This is a genomic window from Adonisia turfae CCMR0081, from assembly GCF_011009555.1.
Classification (GTDB): domain Bacteria; phylum Cyanobacteriota; class Cyanobacteriia; order Phormidesmidales; family Phormidesmidaceae; genus Leptothoe; species Leptothoe turfae.
Genome location: NZ_QXHD01000004.1, coordinates 5,210,286 through 5,228,966, shown reverse-complemented (window position 1 = coordinate 5,228,966; position 18,681 = coordinate 5,210,286). Strand labels below are relative to the sequence as shown.

General features: G+C 47.0%; 5 protein-coding genes and 1 pseudogene. 4 read left to right on the top strand and 2 right to left on the bottom strand.

The window, feature by feature from the left end; all coding sequences use genetic code 11:
• Nucleotides 1-16: 16 nt before the first annotated feature.
• Together kamA and DXZ20_RS26285 are read right to left on the bottom strand one after the other, a co-directional pair.
• Nucleotides 17-1,306, bottom strand: a complete 1,290-nt coding sequence (kamA, locus tag DXZ20_RS26290) for a lysine 2,3-aminomutase (RefSeq protein WP_163702049.1) — start codon at nucleotides 1,304-1,306, stop codon at nucleotides 17-19.
• A 55-nt stretch (nucleotides 1,307-1,361) separates the two neighbouring features.
• Complete coding sequence (locus DXZ20_RS26285) at nucleotides 1,362-7,310, bottom strand: amino acid adenylation domain-containing protein (protein WP_163702048.1); 5,949 nt, start codon at nucleotides 7,308-7,310, stop codon at nucleotides 1,362-1,364.
• 460 nt (nucleotides 7,311-7,770) lie between these two features.
• Here DXZ20_RS26285 and DXZ20_RS26280 point away from each other — a divergent pair, with 460 nt between their 5' ends.
• The 4 genes and pseudogenes from DXZ20_RS26280 to DXZ20_RS26265 form a co-directional block, all read left to right on the top strand.
• Nucleotides 7,771-9,861 (top strand): AMP-binding protein, encoded by a 2,091-nt coding sequence (locus DXZ20_RS26280; RefSeq protein WP_163702046.1) that lies wholly within the window; start codon nucleotides 7,771-7,773, stop codon nucleotides 9,859-9,861.
• A 3-nt stretch (nucleotides 9,862-9,864) separates the two neighbouring features.
• The gene (locus tag DXZ20_RS26275) at nucleotides 9,865-11,091 is read left to right on the top strand and encodes a cytochrome P450 (protein WP_163702044.1); all 1,227 of its coding nucleotides are present in this window, start codon (nucleotides 9,865-9,867) and stop codon (nucleotides 11,089-11,091) included.
• Between the two features lie 48 nt (nucleotides 11,092-11,139).
• On the top strand, nucleotides 11,140-18,297 hold the full coding sequence (locus tag DXZ20_RS38590) for a type I polyketide synthase (protein WP_163702042.1): 7,158 nt from the start codon (nucleotides 11,140-11,142) through the stop codon (nucleotides 18,295-18,297).
• Nucleotides 18,298-18,350: 53 nt separating this feature from the next.
• Nucleotides 18,351-18,681: pseudogene (locus DXZ20_RS26265) on the top strand (AMP-binding protein); the annotation flags it as partial.

The following is an 18,681-nucleotide window of genomic DNA, read 5'->3' as shown; positions in this document are numbered from 1 at the left end:
TGGGAAAATAGTCAGACTAGCCAGATGTGACTGTTTTATCTTTGATGTTCATTTTCCTATCATGGGCTTGATCAAAGTTTTCTGGTTTAATGTGCTTTTGATGTCCACTCAATAAACTGGATACGCCGGTAGTTTCAGGGAGTGGAGCTTCCTGATTGAATGAGAAATAGTTTTCAGGTTCTTGATAAACGGTGATGTAGCCCTCGTAGTTGCGTAAGGCAACTTGATGAACCCCTTGACTCAAAAGATATTGGGGTGCAATCGGAATTTTACCGCCACCTCCTGGGGCATCCACTACATAGGTTGGAACGGCATAACCACTAGTATGTCCCCTCAGGCCTTCCATGATTTCGATGCCCTTAGCGATGGGCGTTCGAAAATGGCCTGATCCCTTTACCAGGTCACACTGGTATAGATAGTAAGGACGAATGCGATTTATCACTAACGTATGCACAAGTTCTTTTTGAATGGCTAACGAATCGTTGATCCCTGCCAGTAAGACACTTTGATTGCCAAGGGGAATACCTGCATCCACCAGTTTTGCCAGGGCATTGCTAGCCTCAGGGGTAATTTCTTTCGGATGATTAATATGCACATTCAGCCAGAGGGGGTGGTATCGCCGTAGCATGTTGCACAACTCATCGGTAATGCGCTGGGGTAAAAAGATAGGAACTCGGCTACCAATGCGAATAATTTCAATATGGGGAACTGCCCGCAGGCGAGACAGCACATAATTTAGAAAAGTAGTAGAGAGCGTCAGTGGATCACCACCACTAATGAGAACATCTCTAACCTGAGGTGTGTTCTGTAAATACTCTATCTGAAGATCTATTCCTTGTTTGTTGACACTGGCTTTCGGATCACCCACCATCCGGCTTCGGGTACAATATCGACAGTAACTGGCACAGTGCGTGGTAACCAACATCAGAACTCGATCTGGATATCGATGCACCAGACCAGGCACAGGACTATGCTGATCTTCTTCCAGGCTATCAACCTCCATCCCTTCAAAGGCGAGAAGTTCTCTCCCTAACGGTATAACTTGTCTGCGAATCGGACAATTGGGGTTATCTGCGTCTATCAAGCTCATAAAGTAAGGGGTAATATCAACCCGAAACCTATGATCTGAATTTAGACCTGCTTTTTCCTCTGGGGTAAGTTGGAGAATTTGTAAGATTGTTTCTAAATCACTAATCCGATGCTTGAGCTGCCATTGCCAATCATTCCAATCATGGTCAGGAGTCTCAACCCATTTCTTCGGACGGGGCGTAAAGTGTTGGGTGGTGTTGGGTGGTGAAGTTGCCATGGCAGGTATTGGATTTTGGTGGTGATAGTGAGGACAATCAGATGGATGACAGAACTTAAGATATTTTGATCTGTTCGATAGATTTAAGAATTTTCTGAGCCAACATTTCGATATGGGGTTCAACCATCATGGAGGCATGGCTACCAGAAATGGTATATACGTCAATCTCTTCTGCTGCGAAGGGTTGCCATCCCATAGCCAAATTTTCGTATGATTCTGATAGGCCATACTGGGATAAACTTGCCTCTTGAGCCTGAAATAGGGTGATGGGAGTCGGAGATGTATACCTGGGACTATAATCCAGCTGAAACTGAGTCCGAAATACTTGAAACAATCCCCGGACTATTTTGCTATCCGATTGAGGGGGGAGCACTTCGGCCATTTCAAGCCGTTGTTTTAAGGTGTCGATTTGTTCTGATTCGGTGAGTAAGTGGAGTTTATCGACATCGATTTGGAGACTATCACCCAAAAGCTCCTCAATCATGCCAATTAACAGCTGCATCCACGTGGTGTGATTCCAGTCAGCATAGGTTTTCTGGCGACTTACATCTGATGATGTCGTATTAGTTGCTGAGGGTGCGATCGCATCGATCATAAAAACCCGACCAATGGACTGTCCTTGACGCTGAAGCTGCTGCGCCATCTCAAAAGCCACCTGAGCACCAAAGGAATGTCCCAAGAACACATAGGGGCCTACAGGTTGAACTGTCTGAATCGCTTGAATATATTGTTCCGCAATGCTTTCAATACTTTGGAGAGGAGGTGTTTCCCCATCCAGACCTTGAGCCTGTAGTCCATACAGGGGTTGATCGGTACCCAGGTGTCTGGCAAGGGGGTAAAAATAGAGCACATTGCCGCCAGCACCGGGGACACAAAATAATGGAATCGCTGAACCGTTAGGTTGAATCGGTACCAGGGGAGACCAATTTGGTTGAAACGAGGTAGATCCTAAAACAGCTGCGAGTTCTTCAAGGGTGGGATGCTGAAATAATGTGGCTAGGGGTAAATTGATTTGAAAATATTGTTCAATTTGAGCCATTAAACGCATGGCTTTTAGAGAATGCCCGCCTAGTTCAAAGAAATTATCTTGGATGCCAATGCTCTCTTTACATAATAAATCTTGCCAAATTTTAGCCAATGTTTGTTCTATAAAATTACGAGGGACTGTCTCAGGCTGGTTGTGGGTGCCTTGACTTTGGCCTATGTCCAATAAAGAGAGTTCCTTCCGATCTATTTTTCCATTTTGGTTGAGGGGAAAATCCTCCAGGGTTACGAATGTACTTGGAATCATATAATCCGGCAGCTTTTGTTTGAGAAAATTTCGGAGGTCGGTCGGTGAATGCTCTGGAGGATAGAGAGAGGGACAGATATAGGCCACTAGTCTTTTATCCTCAGGCATCTCTTCTTCTACAGTAATTACCACTGCTTGGTTGACTTGAGGATGGCTACTCAGGACGGTTTCGATTTCACCCAGTTCTATTCTAAATCCTCGAACTTTAACCTGATAATCCACACGACCCAGATATTCAATATCGCCATCCTGGGCATATCGGGCGAGATCTCCTGTTTTATAGAGTCGTCCGGAGCCAAAGGGGTTAGGAATAAACTTCTCTGCGGTCAGTGTGGAACGGTTTAAATAACCTCTGGCCACGCCCATTCCCCCAATGTATAACTCACCAATCACTCCTTTGGGGACAGGGCATAATTCTGCATCCAGGATATAAACCTGAGTATTGGCGATGGGGGAACCAATGGGAATCGTTAATTGAGTATGAGCCTTTCCATCTAAGCTAGAGTGTGAAACGCAGAACTGGCTTGACCAGACAGTTGTTTCTGTGGGTCCATATAAGTTCCACAGATTTTTGCTACGGGGCAAGAGCTGACGGGCAATCTCAGGAGGCAGGGTTTCACCACCACATAAGATCATCATATCTGTTGAGATTGCATCCCATCCAGCTAACAACAACATTTGCCATGTGGCGGGAGTTGCCTGCATAATTGTGGGCTGGATTTCAAGCAGTTTATGCTTAAGTTGTTGTCCATCTTGTGCCACATTCTGGGGAATAAGCCATAGTTGAGCGCCACTAATGAGGGGCAGATAAATCTCCAATGTGGCAATATCAAAGGCTATGGTTGTTACTGCAGCTAGACGGTCGGAATGATCTATTCCTAAAGTCTCCTGAAAACTGCATAGGAGATTGGCCACCGATTTGTGTTCAATTTGAACCCCCTTAGGCTGTCCTGTTGAACCCGAGGTATAGATAACATAGGCTAAATTGTGTGAAGCTGCGCTATTATCTAGATTTTCAGGCGATTGTTTGGCAATTATCGATGCCTGGTCATCCAGGCAAACAACTGAGCTTTTAAGGGAGAGGAATTGTTTGTACAATGAAGCTTGAGTCACCAGTAAAGATACCTGTGCATCAGTCAGGATACTGTGAAGCCGCTCTGAGGGATGGTTTGGGTCGAGCGGGACATAGGCCCCACCCGCTTTCAAAATCCCGAGCAACGCCACGACCATATCAATTGATCGGTTTACACATATCCCAACCAGAACCTCTGGTCCTACGCCCTGTGCTTGCAGATAATGGGCCAGCCGGTTGGCCTTTTGATTCAGCTGCCGGTAGGTGAGCTGCTCTTGCTCAAATACAATGGCTACAGCATCGGGGGTTTTAACAACCTGTGCCTCAAATAGCCAGTGAATGCATTGTTCTTGCAAAAGGTGGCATTGGGTATCGTTCCAGGTAACTAGAGCCTGATGACGTTCAATTTCATTAAGTAAGGGCAATTTGCTAACAGAATTTTGAGGGTCCATCACTACAGCAAAAAGCAAATTACTGAAATGAGCCGCCATCTGTTGGATCGTTAAGGCATCAAACAAGTCTGTGTTGTATTCCCATTCACAGGTTAATTGGTTCTCTCTTTCAGTGATGGATAAGGTGAGATCAAACTTAGAGATTGTGTTTTCTATCGTAGACTCACTCAAGGTTATCCCTGGAAGTACCAGGTCGTCCAGCGGTGCATTTTGCAATGCAAACATTACCTGAAATAGAGGAGAGTGGCTCAAACTCCGTTGGGGGTTCAAGGCCTCTACTACTCTTGCAAAAGGGACACCTTGGTGCTCATATGCCTGGAGGGCTGTTTCTCGAAAACGAGTTAATAAGGTCTCAAAACTAAGGTTGTTCTCAAAGCGAGTTCTTAAAACCAGAGTATTGACAAAGAAGCCAATTAACGGCTCTAGTCCAGGATGATTGCGATTGGCAACAGGAGACCCAATTAAGATATCGGTTTGTCCACTATAGCGGTAGAGCAATGTGGCAAATGCACTGTGCAAGATCATAAATAGGGTGACCTGCAGCTGTTGCGATAACCGCCTTAGTTGTTGAGTCAGGTCCCTATCCAGGAGAAACTGTTGACTGGCTCCCTGATAGGTTTGCACCGCTGGACGAGGGCGATCAGTTGGCAATAATAATAGGTCCGGCGCATCTGCAAGTTGATTTTGCCAGTACTGGAGTTGCGTTTTAAGGGTTTCGGATTGTATTTGCTGCTGCTGCCATACTGCGAAGTCTGTGTACTGAATCGGTAGGTCGGTCAGCGGTGAAGGGGCTCCTAAACAAAATGCCTGATATAGGGCCGAGAGTTCTTGCATCATAACCCCCATTGACCAATCATCAGAAACAATATGGTGCAGGGTAAAGAGAAGGGTATAGGATGATGTACCCAGCCGAAACACAGAACATCGCAGCAGGGGAGCGACTTCTAAATTAAATGGAGTCGCAGCCGCTTGCTGAATCTGCTGGTTTAAAGTTTTTGCTTGTTCATCACCTGTTAAAGTTTGCAAGTTAATTTGCTCAATATTTATGGTGGTTGATGCTTGTATTACTTGAACAGGGACACCATTCACGGTTTGAAAGCTGGTTCGTAAGATCTCATGTCGATTAACTATTGCTGAGAGTGCCTGTTGCAAAGCATGAAGATCTAACGATCCTTGGAGCAAAAATGCTTCAGATATATTGTAAGTTGCACTGGAGCCTTCAAGTTGATCTAAAAACCATAATCGTTCTTGAGCCCAGGATAACGGATACTGCTGTCGTGATTTGTCAGCACCAGAGAGATCAACACGAGGTATGGAGAAAGCCTGATGGTTACTGGCAGCATTTTTAAGCTGATGTATCCTTTGCTCTAGCTGGGTAACAGTCGGCGCTTCAAAAATGGTTCTAATGGAGAGATTGGCCTCAAAAGTTCGTCTGAGGCGTGACACTAACTGAATGGCCAATAAAGAATGTCCACCTAGGTTAAAGAAATTATCGTATATACCAACTTTGTCGATGTCTAACACCTCGGCAAAGGCTCTAGCGATGATTTCGCCACGAGGAGTATCGGGGGCAATGTATTGCTCTTCCGGCAGACTGTTCCTATCAGGTCGTGGCAGGGCTCGGCGATCTACTTTGCGATTGGGTGTGAGAGGAAAAACATCTAAGGCCACAAATGCGCTTGGGATCATATACTCCGGTAGCTTCTGTTGGAGAAACTCACGCAGTTGCAAAGGAGATGGAGACGGCTGAGAAGCAACAAAATAGGCAATTATTTTTGTGTGATGGGCAGCCTGACGGGTTGTAATCACCACTGCTTGTTTGACTTGAGGGTGACAATTCAAGACCGTTTCGATTTCACCCAGTTCTACCCTAAACCCTCGAACTTTGACCTGATAGTCTACACGACCCAGATATTCAATATCGCCATCCTGGGCATACCGGGCGAGATCGCCTGTTTTATAGAGCCTTCCAGGCCCAAAGGGGTTAGCAATAAACTTTTCTGTGGTTAGCTCTGGTAAATTGAGGTAGCCCCTCGCCAGGGTAATACCGCCCACATATAATTCTCCCTTCATCCCCTTAGGGACAGGTTGTAGCGATGGATCCAGAATATAGGTTTTGATATGAGCTAAGGGTTTACCAATCGAGGTTTCACTCCCTTGCCAGTTGAGAATTTTTACCTTGGAAAGGTGACAGGTTGTGGCTACCACAGTCACCTCTGTAGGACCGTAACTGTTGACAAGCTGAGGATAATCACCGCAATGATCGAGCCAGCGTCGAACTTGTTCTGGATCAGCACCTTCTCCACCAATAATCACGAGTCGAAGCGATGGATTAAGGGTGATCTGAGATTCGGAAAATTGAGAACAGATTTGATGCCAGTAAGCTGTTGGCAGGTTTAAAACAGTGATCTGCCAATCATGACACTTTTGAATAAGTGTCGCGATGTCATTCATATCCTCTGTGCGCAATACCAGAGTTGCTCCTGCGTGCCAACAGGGGTAAATTTCTTCAACAGATGTATCGAAGCTGACTGAGGCAAATTGTAGAACGCGATCCGACGACGAAAGACAATATTTTGCTGTAATAGATTGGGTGAAATTTCTCACAGTCTGATGTTCAATCATCACCCCTTTTGGAGTTCCAGTCGATCCAGATGTATAGATAATATAGGCTAAATTGTTAGGGGTAACTTGAGTGAGAGGGTTAGACTGACTCTTCTGAGAAATGACCGTGCTATCGGTATCTAAACAAATGACGACTGCCGAATGCTCAGGTAATCTGGATAACAAATGGCTTTGGGTTACTATGACTGATACCTGAGTATCGGCAACCATAAACTGGAGTCTTTCTTGAGGATAGCTAGGGTCAAAGGAGGCATAGGCTCCCCCAGCTTTCAAAATCCCCAACAGTCCAACCATCAAGTCAATGGATCGCTCTAAACACAATCCTACGAGCACTTCTGGTCCAACCCCCTGGTCTATTAGATAGTGGGCTAATTGATTAGCTTTGTCATTTAATTGCTGATAGGTTAGTTGCTGTTGCCCAAACACCAATGCGATCGCATCAGGTGTCTTTATAACTTGTGTTTCAAATAACTGATGAATACACTGATTGCACGAGTACTCCCTGGCTGTATCATCCCAACCCACATAAGAAAGATCTAAATTCTCATTTTTAGATACAGCCATATTTACCCTTTTTTGATTCTTGATTTTTTATTTAGATTTCTGTAACTTTTCTGCTAGCGACTGTAGCATCGGCTATGTGTGTGAAGTGACTAACAATACCCTTAAGCGGAAAGGTAACAGATAGAGTGCATAAAAGCAATCAAATACAATTCAGTGAAAGTACAGTTGTAACCGTACCAGCTCTAATTAGAGTAGTTCTGTTGGTGTTAGTACTGATTATCCCCTGAAGGTAAGAATCTTTCTTTAGAAAAGTTTTTGGGTGATTCTCAAACGGTCTCGGTGTGACGTTGCACCGCGTGATCTGCATAGGCCTGTGGGGTAACCTTAATCATCTATTTCTCAAACACCTGAATAAACCTGAACTTTTATCTGAATAAATCTGAACTTTTCGGGATTTTTTCTGCCAGGGATCTCCGAGATAATAGAATTGCAACAATGAAAAGATGGATGCTTATATCTGATGCAACATCAAAATTTCGAAGACATCCAACCGGTTAAAACGGATATTGAGCCGTTTCCTCAATCGGTGTCGAAGGCTAATTTGCCTGAAATTTTCCTGTCGCATGTTCATCAATTTCCCAGTCAACGTGCCTATACTTTTCTAAATAATGGTGAAGCCGAGACGGCGAGTCTAACCTATCAGCAACTGGGCGATCGGGTACAGACGATCGCGGCTAGATTACGCTCACTCACAGCCCCTGGAGACAGAGCGCTACTGCTTTTTTCGCCTGGGTTAGAGTTTGTTATGGCATTCTTAGGATGCCTACTGGCTAACGTGATTGCGGTTCCCACATATCCTGTGCGCCGACCACAACATCTGGAGCGCCTGGCTGCGATCGCCCATGATGCAGAACCTACCCTAGTTCTAACAACTCAGGATCAGCTTGAGCAAGTGCGATCGCACTGTCAAGAACTTCAGCTCGAACAAATACGCTGCGTTGCGATTGACCAATGGGCTGACGAGACTGGAGCTGATTGGCCGCCGTTAGATATTGCACCAGAAACCCTGGCATTCGTGCAATATACCTCAGGCTCCACTGGCTCCCCCAAAGGCGTGATGATCAGCCATGCCAATTTACAGCACAATCTAACTCAGATTCAGGCTGGTTTTGGTCATACTCCCCAGAGCCAGGGTGTCATTTGGCTGCCTCCATATCACGACATGGGCTTAATCGGTGGCATTCTTCAACCCCTCTTCGTTGGTTTCCCAGTTGTGTTGATGCCAGCCACTGCATTTTTGAAAAAACCAATCCGTTGGTTGCAAGCGATCTCTGATTATCAGGCAACAACCAGCGGAGGACCGAACTTTGCGTACGATCTCTGTGTGCAACGGATAAAGCCAGAGGAGCTACATCATCTCGATTTGAGTTCTTGGGACGTTGCTTTCACAGGGGCAGAGCCAGTACGACCTGCAACAATACAACAGTTTTCGGCTAAATTTTCAGCCTGTGGCTTTCGATCAGAGGCATTTTATCCCTGCTATGGTCTAGCAGAGGCGACCTTGATGGTGACTGGAGGTAATCGGCTGCAGCCACCCAAATTTCATAAGCCTGGTACACCAGACATTGATCAAAATCTAGCCCAGAGTCTAGTCGGGTGCGGCCCAGCTAGAAATGATATGGATGTTGTGGTTGTCGATCCTCAGAGTCACGATATCTGTGCAGCAGGACAAGTTGGGGAGATTTGGGTGCGGGGTCCAAGTGTGGCCCAGGGCTACTGGCAGCAGGAAACGGCAACGGCGTTTAAGGCTTGCTTGGGTGAGACGACTCGTACAGCGATTGGTGAACACACTGAATCACCTTTTCTCAGAACCGGTGATTTAGGCTTTTGGGTAGAGCGCGAACTCTTTGTTACAGGACGCCTTAAAGATCTCATTATCATTCGAGGTCAGAACTATGCTCCTGAAGATATCGAGTATGTTGCAACCCGAAGTCACCCAGCCTTGCGCCCTCATGGTAGTGCAGCTTTTTCAGTCGACCTAGAGGGGGCTGAGGCGTTAATTATTTTGCATGAAGTAGAGCGTACTGCGATCAAAGACCTGGATGCTGAGTCGGTAATGAATGCGATTCGTCAGGCTATTTCACGGCACTATGAGCTACAAGTATCAGAAGTCATTCTCTTGAAAGCTGGAAGTTTACCGAAAACATCCAGCGGCAAGATTCAACGCTACATCTGCCGTGATCGTTTTTTGGAGAATACCTTAAATGTTGTTGGACGATCTCACTTTCCAGTGAACTCTTTGCAGAGTACATCAACCACGCCTTGTTTAGAGGAGGAACGGCAGGTGAAAGAGAGTGCGACGGCCCAAGCACCAGTTACAAAAGCAGCGATTGAAGACTGGTTAATCCAGAATTTAGCTCGATATTTAAAGGTAGAACCAAGCACGATCGACCCACGCCTGCCATTTGCAGATTATGGATTAGATTCATCCGTAGCCCTCAACTTAACAGGAGAATTAGAAGACTGGCTGAATGATGAAATCGAACCTGATGTATTCTGGCGATATCCCAGTATTAGGAAACTAGCGGAATACTTTGTTGAGGGGGATTAGGCCGTGATCGAGTTTAATCCATTTTTACCAGAGTTTCGAGCTAACCCCTACCCCTTTTTTCAACAATTACGAGAGCAGGACCCAGTTCATCAAACCGCCAGTTTTACGGGAGCCTGGGTGCTCACTCGTTATGCTGATGTCAAGGCTATTTTGAGTGATCATCGGGTTCAAGTTGACAATTTGCCAGATCGATTGGGTCAGAAAGCGGCTTATCTAGAGTCCGGACAAAACTTTGCCCATTTGCAACAAACGATTGGGGCCTGGTTATTTTTCCAAAATCCCCCAGATCATACCCACTTTCGGAATCTGGTGAGCAATTATTTTGCTAGTGCTGCGGTTGAGCAACTTCGCACTCAGATTCAAACTATTGTGGATCAGCTAATTGCTAACGTCCTAGATCAGGGGAGAATGGATATTATGTCAGACCTGGCCGCCCCCTTACCCACATTAGTGATCTCTACAATACTTGATATCCCTTCAGAAGACCAGACTCAGCTTACGCAATGGTCGTACACTTTGTTTCGAGTTTTTGATCAGCCCATTTCTTTAAGAGGCTATGGTCGTATGGAGGAGGCTGCTCAGGCCTTTAAAGGTTACTTTCAAACCTTGATTGAACAGAGAAAAAAAAGTCCGGGTTCTGATTTATTGAGTCAGCTTTTGAGAACGCAAACCCACAGTAATGTTCTTTCTGAGGAAGATTTCTTAGGGTTCTGTTTGATGTTATTTAGTGTGGGGCAAGAAACAACGGAAAACATGATTGGGAATAGTATGCTAGCCCTTCTCAATCATCCTCAGCAGCTTAAACAGCTTAAACAGGAGCCAACACTGATCAAAAAGGGGGTAGAAGAACTACTGCGTTATGATAGCCCGGTTCAATTCCTAGCGCGCATGGCTACGAGTGATCTAGACATTGGTGGTAAGACAATCAGAGCTGGCGAAAGAATCTTTTTAGCCCTTGGCGCTGCCAATCGAGATCCACATCAATTCTCAGAACCCGATCGATTGCATTTTCTCCGTCATCAGGGCCAACCCATTCCGTTTGGATCGGGGATTCATTATTGTTTGGGTGCTGCTTTAGCCCGGATACAGGGTCAGATCGCGATTAACACAATGATTCAGAAATTACTGCATCTTAAATTGGCTCCTGAACCTTTGAAGTGGCGAAAAAACCTGGTTTTGAGGGGACTGAAGTCATTGCCTGTGACATTTGAGGCCAGCCAGTCAACGTAGTCACCGTTGAACAAGAATTTTGGACATCAGATCGGGAGTACTTGTTAAGTGAGTGTTGAGACCAGAAAAGACCCTATCGCGATCATCGGGCTTAGTTGCCGGTTTCCAGGCAGTGAAAATCCAGAAGCCTTTTGGGAGTTACTCAGGCGGGGTGGAGATGCAATTACCGAGATCCCCGACTCTCGATGGGATATTGATGCATTCTACGATCCAGATCCCGCCAAGCCTGACAAAATGAATACCCGTTGGGGTGGTTTCTTGCCCCAGGTGGATCAATTCGACCCACAATTTTTTAATATTTCTCCCCGTGAAGCCATCAACATGGACCCGCAACAGCGGCTCTTGTTGGAGGTGGCCTGGGAAGCGCTCGAAAATGCCAATATTATTCCACAACAGACGTCAGGGAAATCCGTGGGTGTTTTTACCGGAATTAGTACCCATGATTATTCTGTGTTGACCTGGGGCCATACTCAAAATGAACCCCATGCCGCCATTGGCACGGCTAATTCAATTGTGGCAAATCGCCTGTCTTATCTCTTTAATTGGACAGGTCCGAGCATGGCCATTGATACGGCTTGCTCGTCGTCGTTAGTGGCAGTTCATCTAGCCTGTCAAAGTCTCTGGAGGGGTGAATCTCCCCTGGCCATCGCAGGAGGGGCTAATATTCTGTTGCTTCCCTCCAGTACGGTTAGCTTCTCGAAGGCTGGTTTTATGGCGGCAGATGGCCGGTGTAAAACGTTTGATGCCCGTGCAGATGGTTATGTCCGCAGTGAAGGGGTGGGGATTGTTGTCTTGAAGCCCTTGAGTCAGGCGCTGGCGGAGGGCGATCGCATCTATGCCGTCATTCGGGGCAGCGCCATCAACCAAGATGGCACCAGCAATGGGATTACAGCCCCTAACCCTGTCTCTCAGGAGGCCGTGTTGCGGGCGGCCTATCGGGATGCAGATGTACTCCCCAGTCAAGTGCACTATGTCGAAACCCACGGTACCGGCACCAAGCTCGGCGACTATATTGAATTAAAGTCTTTGGGCAAGGTGCTAGCCGAGGGGCGGCAGCCAGGTGATATCTGTCGTGTTGGGGCGGTAAAAGCCAATATTGGTCACTTAGAGGCTGCCGCTGGCATTGCGGGTTTGATCAAGGTCGCCCTGTTACTCAAGCAGCGTGAAGTTCCGCCTCAGGCACTCTTTGAGTCCCCTAATCCCCATATCAAATTTCACAAGCTGCCGATTCGAGTGCAACAGGAATTAGAATACTTACCCGACCAAGACGGCCCCATCCTGGCGGGTATCAGTTCATTTGGGTTTGGTGGAGCCAATGCCCACCTTGTCTTAGAATCAGCACCGGTTCAATCTGGAAAACGGCTACCAGATTCTCTCCAGTCGCACCATCCACCAGAGCAACGGCCCCTCAATTTACTCACCCTATCGGCAAAAACAGATCAAGCTCTTAAAGCATTGGTAGCCAGCTATCAATGCTATTTGAAAACGCATCCTGAGTTGGATCTGACAGATATTTGTTACACCACCAACGTAGGCCGATCGCATTTTGATCATCGTCTGGTGGTAACGACAAACTCAATCAGTGATTTACAACAAAAACTGCAAGATTTTCGTGCTGGAGAAACAGCTCCTGGCATTACTGAGGGTGTGCTGGCAGTCACGGCATCTCAACCCAAAGTTGCGTTTTTATTTAGTGGTCAGGGGTCTCAATATTTTCGGATGGGACAGCAACTCTATAAAACCCAACCCATCTTCCGTCAGAGTATGGAGCAGTGTGATGCGATCTTAAAGCCTCATCTAGACCGGTCCATACTGGAGATTCTTTACTCGGCTACCGATCCTGAAGCAATAAAAGCGTTGCTCAATCAAACGGCCTTTACACAACCCGCCCTCTTTGCAATTGAATATGCTCTCTGTCAACTTTGGAAATCTTGGGGTATTCAGCCTGATGTCGTCATGGGCCATAGTGTGGGGGAATATGTAGCGGCTTGTATTGCTGGGGTTTTCAGCCTTGACGATGGTCTGAAGCTAATTGCAGCCCGTGGCCGTCTTATGCAAGCTCTGCCCAGGGAAGGGGGGATGGTTGCTGTTATGGCCTCTGGTACAAAGATTAACGCTATGCTGCAGGCTGAGGGGTTGGAGTCTGTTGCGATCGCAGCATTAAACAGCCCCAATAATACTGTTATTTCAGGTCCGCTAACCGATCTGCAACAGATCACAGCTGTGTGTGTAGCCCGGCAAATCAAAGTCACCCCCCTGAGGGTTTCCCATGGATTCCACTCAGTGTTAATGGAACCCATGCTGGCGGAGTTTCGCTCTGTCGCCGAGCAAATCAGTTACCAAAAACCTCGGCTACCCATGGTTGTCAATGTGACTGGTCAATACGTCACAGAACACCTGGCAACACCTGACTATTGGGTTAACCATGTGCGATCGCCCGTGCGGTTTGCGGAGGGCATGGCCACCTTAGCAGGGCAGGGCCATAAAGTCTTTTTAGAAATTGGCCCTAAACCCATACTCATGGGCATGGGACAACAATGTCTACCCACTGGAGACTATCTCTGGCTATCTAGTTTATATCCAAAGCAAGGAAATGATTGGCAAATCCTCTTGCAAAGCCTGGGTAAGCTCTATGTCAAAGGAGCCAGGATCAATTGGTCTGGAATCTATCAAGGGTATGACCCTCAAAAAGTTACTCTGCCCACCTATCCCTTCCAGCGTCAACGCTATTGGGTTGAGGTCACCAAACAACGCACACTGCCAGGCCAGGCAATGCATCCTCTCTTAGGTATCAAAACCGAAGTTGCAAGCGGAGCAACACTTTATAGCCAGCAATTCGCACCCAATCAAGGGTGGCTAGCCGATCATCAGGTGTACCAAAACACAATTATGCCCGGAGCTGCCTTTGCCGTCATGGCAATGGCCTCGCAGCAAGATCCTACTCAACTGCACGATGTGATCTTTGAGCGGCCTCTGCTGGTATCGGAACTCTGTGAACTCCAGCTACACCTGGAAACAGGAGGAGAGGGTGAACAGCAACGCTTCACCATTTATAGCCGCACATTATCCCAAGCCGGAACCTGGCAACTCCATAGCTATGGCTGTATTGGTCTCGCCTCCTCAGGTTCTGAATTCATCAATAAATACATCGATCTTGAACAACTCCAATCTCATCTCCCATCTCACTCAGTGGATCAGATGTATGAGCATTTAGGGGCCACTGGCCTCGAATTCGGCCCTGCATTTCGAGGGATTCAACAGCTATGGGGGAGAACTGGTGAATCCCTGGCTGAAGTAATGTTGCCTGAGGCACTGGTAGCTGCCGAACAAATCGAGCCGATTCATCCAGCCTTGTTAGATGCTTGTACCCAAACCCTCTTTGGTGCCATGGATGAGACTTTAGATGGTGGGCTCTATCTACCCCTGCGATATGGCCAGCTTGAGCTACAGCGCTCTGCCCCCTCCCATCTATTCTGCTATGCCCAGATCAGCGAAATTGATGCCACGGAGCAGACAATAACCTCGCATCTCACGTTTGTCGATGAGCAAGGTAACGTATTCGGCGGCATCCAAAACTTTGTTATTAAGCGAGCAGCTAGTGATAACCTGCTGCGAGAGCAAGTTCAATCAACAACGCAGTTGTTATATAAGACCCAATGGCAACCCGTCGTTCGCAATCAGACAGTCAATATTGAAACCACCATGGCACCATGGCTTATCTTGGGCGAGGTCGATGGTTGTGCCACCCTGAGTGAGCAGTTAGCGGCCCAAGAACAGTCGGTGTTGTGTGGTTTACCTGAACAATTGGCAGAGTTGCTCACTCAAGGGATAGCCCCAGACCCCACGGAGCATGCTGCCCTGACAGGCATTGTGCTGATCAGTACCGTCAATATGGACGATATGACCGCTGAGGTTGAGGAGAATGCTAATACCATTCTTCAGGTGGTTCAGACACTGCTAACTCAGGATGTGCCTCTACCCCATGGGCTAACGCTGATAACTCAACGGGCCATAACAGTGGATGCCACAGCCGATGTAGCACCGGCTCAATCTGCACTCTGGGGCCTTGGCCGAACTATCCAGATTGAACAACCGCAACTCGGATTACGGCTACTGGATGTTGACAGCCTTGATACTGTCTCCTTGTCTGCAGGTTTAATGCACTCCATGGAGTCACAGTGTGTACTGCGGGAAGAACTGATCTTTGTGCCGAGACTCACTCGCATTCAACTCGACCGTACTCAACTCGACGTCGCTGAGTCGCTGAATATCCGAGCCGATGGCAGTTATCTCATTACTGGCGGATTAGGAGCCTTAGGTTTCCAGGCTTGCCAGTGGCTTCTGGAACAGGGAGCCCAGCATGTGGTGCTCAGCAGTCGGCGGGACGCTGATGAAGCCATTCGACAACAGCTTACTGAACTTGAACAAACCTATGACGGCACCATTGAAGTCCAAGCAACGGATGTCACCAATCCGGAGCAAGTGAGTGAACTGATCAACGGCTTTGGCCAAAAATGGCCACATCTGGCTGGCCTGATCCATGCCGCTGGGATTCTTGATGACGGTAGCATCAGTGAACAAACACCTGAACGCTTTGCTCGGGTGCTTGCCCCCAAGGTGCAAGGTGCCTGGCATCTACACCAGGCCACGGTTCACCATGACTTAGATTTCTTTGTCCTCTATTCATCAGTAGCATCCACGTTGGGGTCTGCAGGACAGAGCAATTATGCCACCGCCAATGGATTCCTCGATGGTCTGGCCCAGCATCGTCGTGCGCTGGGGCGCTGCGGCACCAGCATAAACTGGGGACCGTGGGCCAATGTTGGCATGGCCGCTAATGCCAACGTGCGTGCCAACGTAGTCAAACGGGGACTGGTCCCCCTACAAGCTCAGGACGCCCACCAGGCAATGGCACAGTTACTGGCAACCGACACCTCCACCGGGATAGTCCTGGATGTCGACTGGAATCGCATGGGTCGCCACTTGGGGGGAGTGCGCTCTCCGATATTGAGTCAATTGATCTCCCTACCCACGCTCACTGGCCAGAGTGAGCTGGTTCAACAACTGCGAAACGCCCTCCCATCTGACCGCGCCTCCTTGTTGTTGCGTCATATTCAAGGAGAGCTACAACGGATTCTCGGCCTGGCTCAGTTGCCAAATCCAGATGAGAATTTCTTTGACCTGGGCATGGATTCACTCATGGCCGTTGAATTCCGTAACCGATTACAAGTCCAGCTACGGTTAGATATTCCGGTTACTCAATTTACGGGAAAAGCCAGTGTATTGGCGTTGGCCCAATTTGCCCATCAGCAGTTAAACCTTAAGATTTTCTCCATTGACTCTGCTAAAACGCCCATATCGCATGACAGTAATGCAGTCAGTGAGTCAGATAGTGTAGCTGATCTGCCTAAGATACCATTACCTTCTTTGGCGGAAACCTGCGATCGCTACCTGGAAATTGTCACACCGTTTTTAACAGAACCAGAACAAAGAAAGACCCAAGCAGCGGTCGAGAAATTCCTCACTGGCAGAGGCATTAAGCTACAAAAGCTCCTGGAAATTCATCATAACTCAACAACAAAGGGGTACATGTATGACTTCCGAGAACAAGAGTTTCTGTCTATCCGAAAACCCCTATCTGTTTTCCAAAATTATAATTTATTGTTTGAAGCTTCACCACAAGTCTCAGAGCTTAAGTGGTCTCGACAAATTGCATTATTAAGCAGTGGTGTCCTCCACTTTTACCTGAAAATTAAAAATGGTACCTTAGAACCCGACAAAGTAGGTGATATCCACCTCTGTATGTGTCAGTACGCCAGGCTCTTCCGCACCAATCGGATTCCTAAAATTGCCCAAGATAACCTCTATACTCCAACCCAACACCAGACTTTATCACCGTTAGCTAATGAGCATTTTATTGTTGCCTATGACAGTCAGTTCTATGTTGTCACCATCGATTTAAATAAAGCTGACACGTTAGTTCAGCAAGTGGAGAGACAGATTGATGATATTCTGAGTGCTCCCAAAGAAGAAATACCAACCGTTGGGCTATTAACAACCCTACATCGTACAGAATGGGCAGTTTTTAGGTCTGCATTGGCTTTATCTAATGCAACCGCACTGAAAGCAATAGATGCTGCCCTGTTTATCCTTTGTTTAGACCATGAAATCCCAGATACATTAGAAACATGGAGTCAGCAAACTCTGTATGGAAATGGTAGCAATCGCTGGTTTGATAAAACCTTACAATTAATTGTTACCCCTGGATGCAAATGGGGGGCAAATGTGGATCATGCCCCTGTGGATAGTTTATTAATTGCTCGATTGCTAAGAGATATAAGCAAATACATTGATACTTTTCTAGATCAACAACTGGTTGCATCAGTTTATCCTGCACAAGCACAAGATAAACTGATGCAGTCACCTACCAGGTTAGAATGGGTGCTCAGTAACGAGCTGACACAATCCATAGAACGGGCGAAATCGGAGTTCGATAAACTGTCGCAGACGTTTCAGTTTCGCAGTTTAACCATTGAAGGGTTAGGTGAGGACTTGATTGCTCGACATCAATTTAAGAATCCAGAGGCGATTGCTCAACTGATTTTGCAGCTGGCCTATGCCCGTTGCCATGGCCAGGTGGATAATATTTATCAACCCGTGTCCACTCGACATTTTCGTTATGGGCGCACAGAGGTTTTACGTCCGGTTACCCCAGAGTCATTGCACTTGATTCAATGTTTTGAACAGGGGGCTAATGCTGAAGACGGTTACGCAGCTCTTTGCCAGGCTATGGCTAAGCATGATCAGCGAAAATCTCTTTGTATGTCTGGCTACGGAGTGGATCGACATTTATTCGCCCTTCATGAACTAGCCAAACAACAAAAATTTATGCCTGAGATTTTTCAGGATAAGGCGTATACACAAGTTCTGACCAAAAGTGTTGTAGCCACCACTGGGTTTATGGAGTCTTTTCTAACTAAGTTTATGGGGGCGAAAGAAGATATAGAGAGGGGGATGTATCCAGGTTCCTTTGCACCGGATACCCCTGACGGTTATGGCTTTAGTTATATTTTGATGGGTGATTGTTTTCTCTGTGTCGTTACCAGTTGGTCAGAGTCGATCAACCAATTTACGCAATGTTTACAGCAGTCTGCAGAAGACGTTAAGGCATTGCTTATCAGTCAAATGCCTACATCTAAAATATAGACCGAAGGGGCGAATTTCTCAGGGTTTGGAGGATAAATCAATTGACAACGCAATCATTACATCAGTTATTAGCGACCTGGAACAATACTGCTGTTGATTATCCTCAAGTCTGCCTACATCAGCTGTTTGAACAACAGGTAGAACGAACACCTGATGCGATCGCAATTAGTTTCGAAGGCACTCAACTAACCTATCGCCTCCTAAACCAACGTGCCAATCAACTCGCCCACTATTTACAACGTCTCACCATTACTCCAGACACCTTAGTTGGCATCTGTATTGAGCGATCCCTGGAAATGATTGTGGGCATTTTAGGCATTCTTAAAGCGGGTGCCGCCTATGTCCCGTTTGACCCAGGCTACCCGAGCGATCGCCTGGCCTATT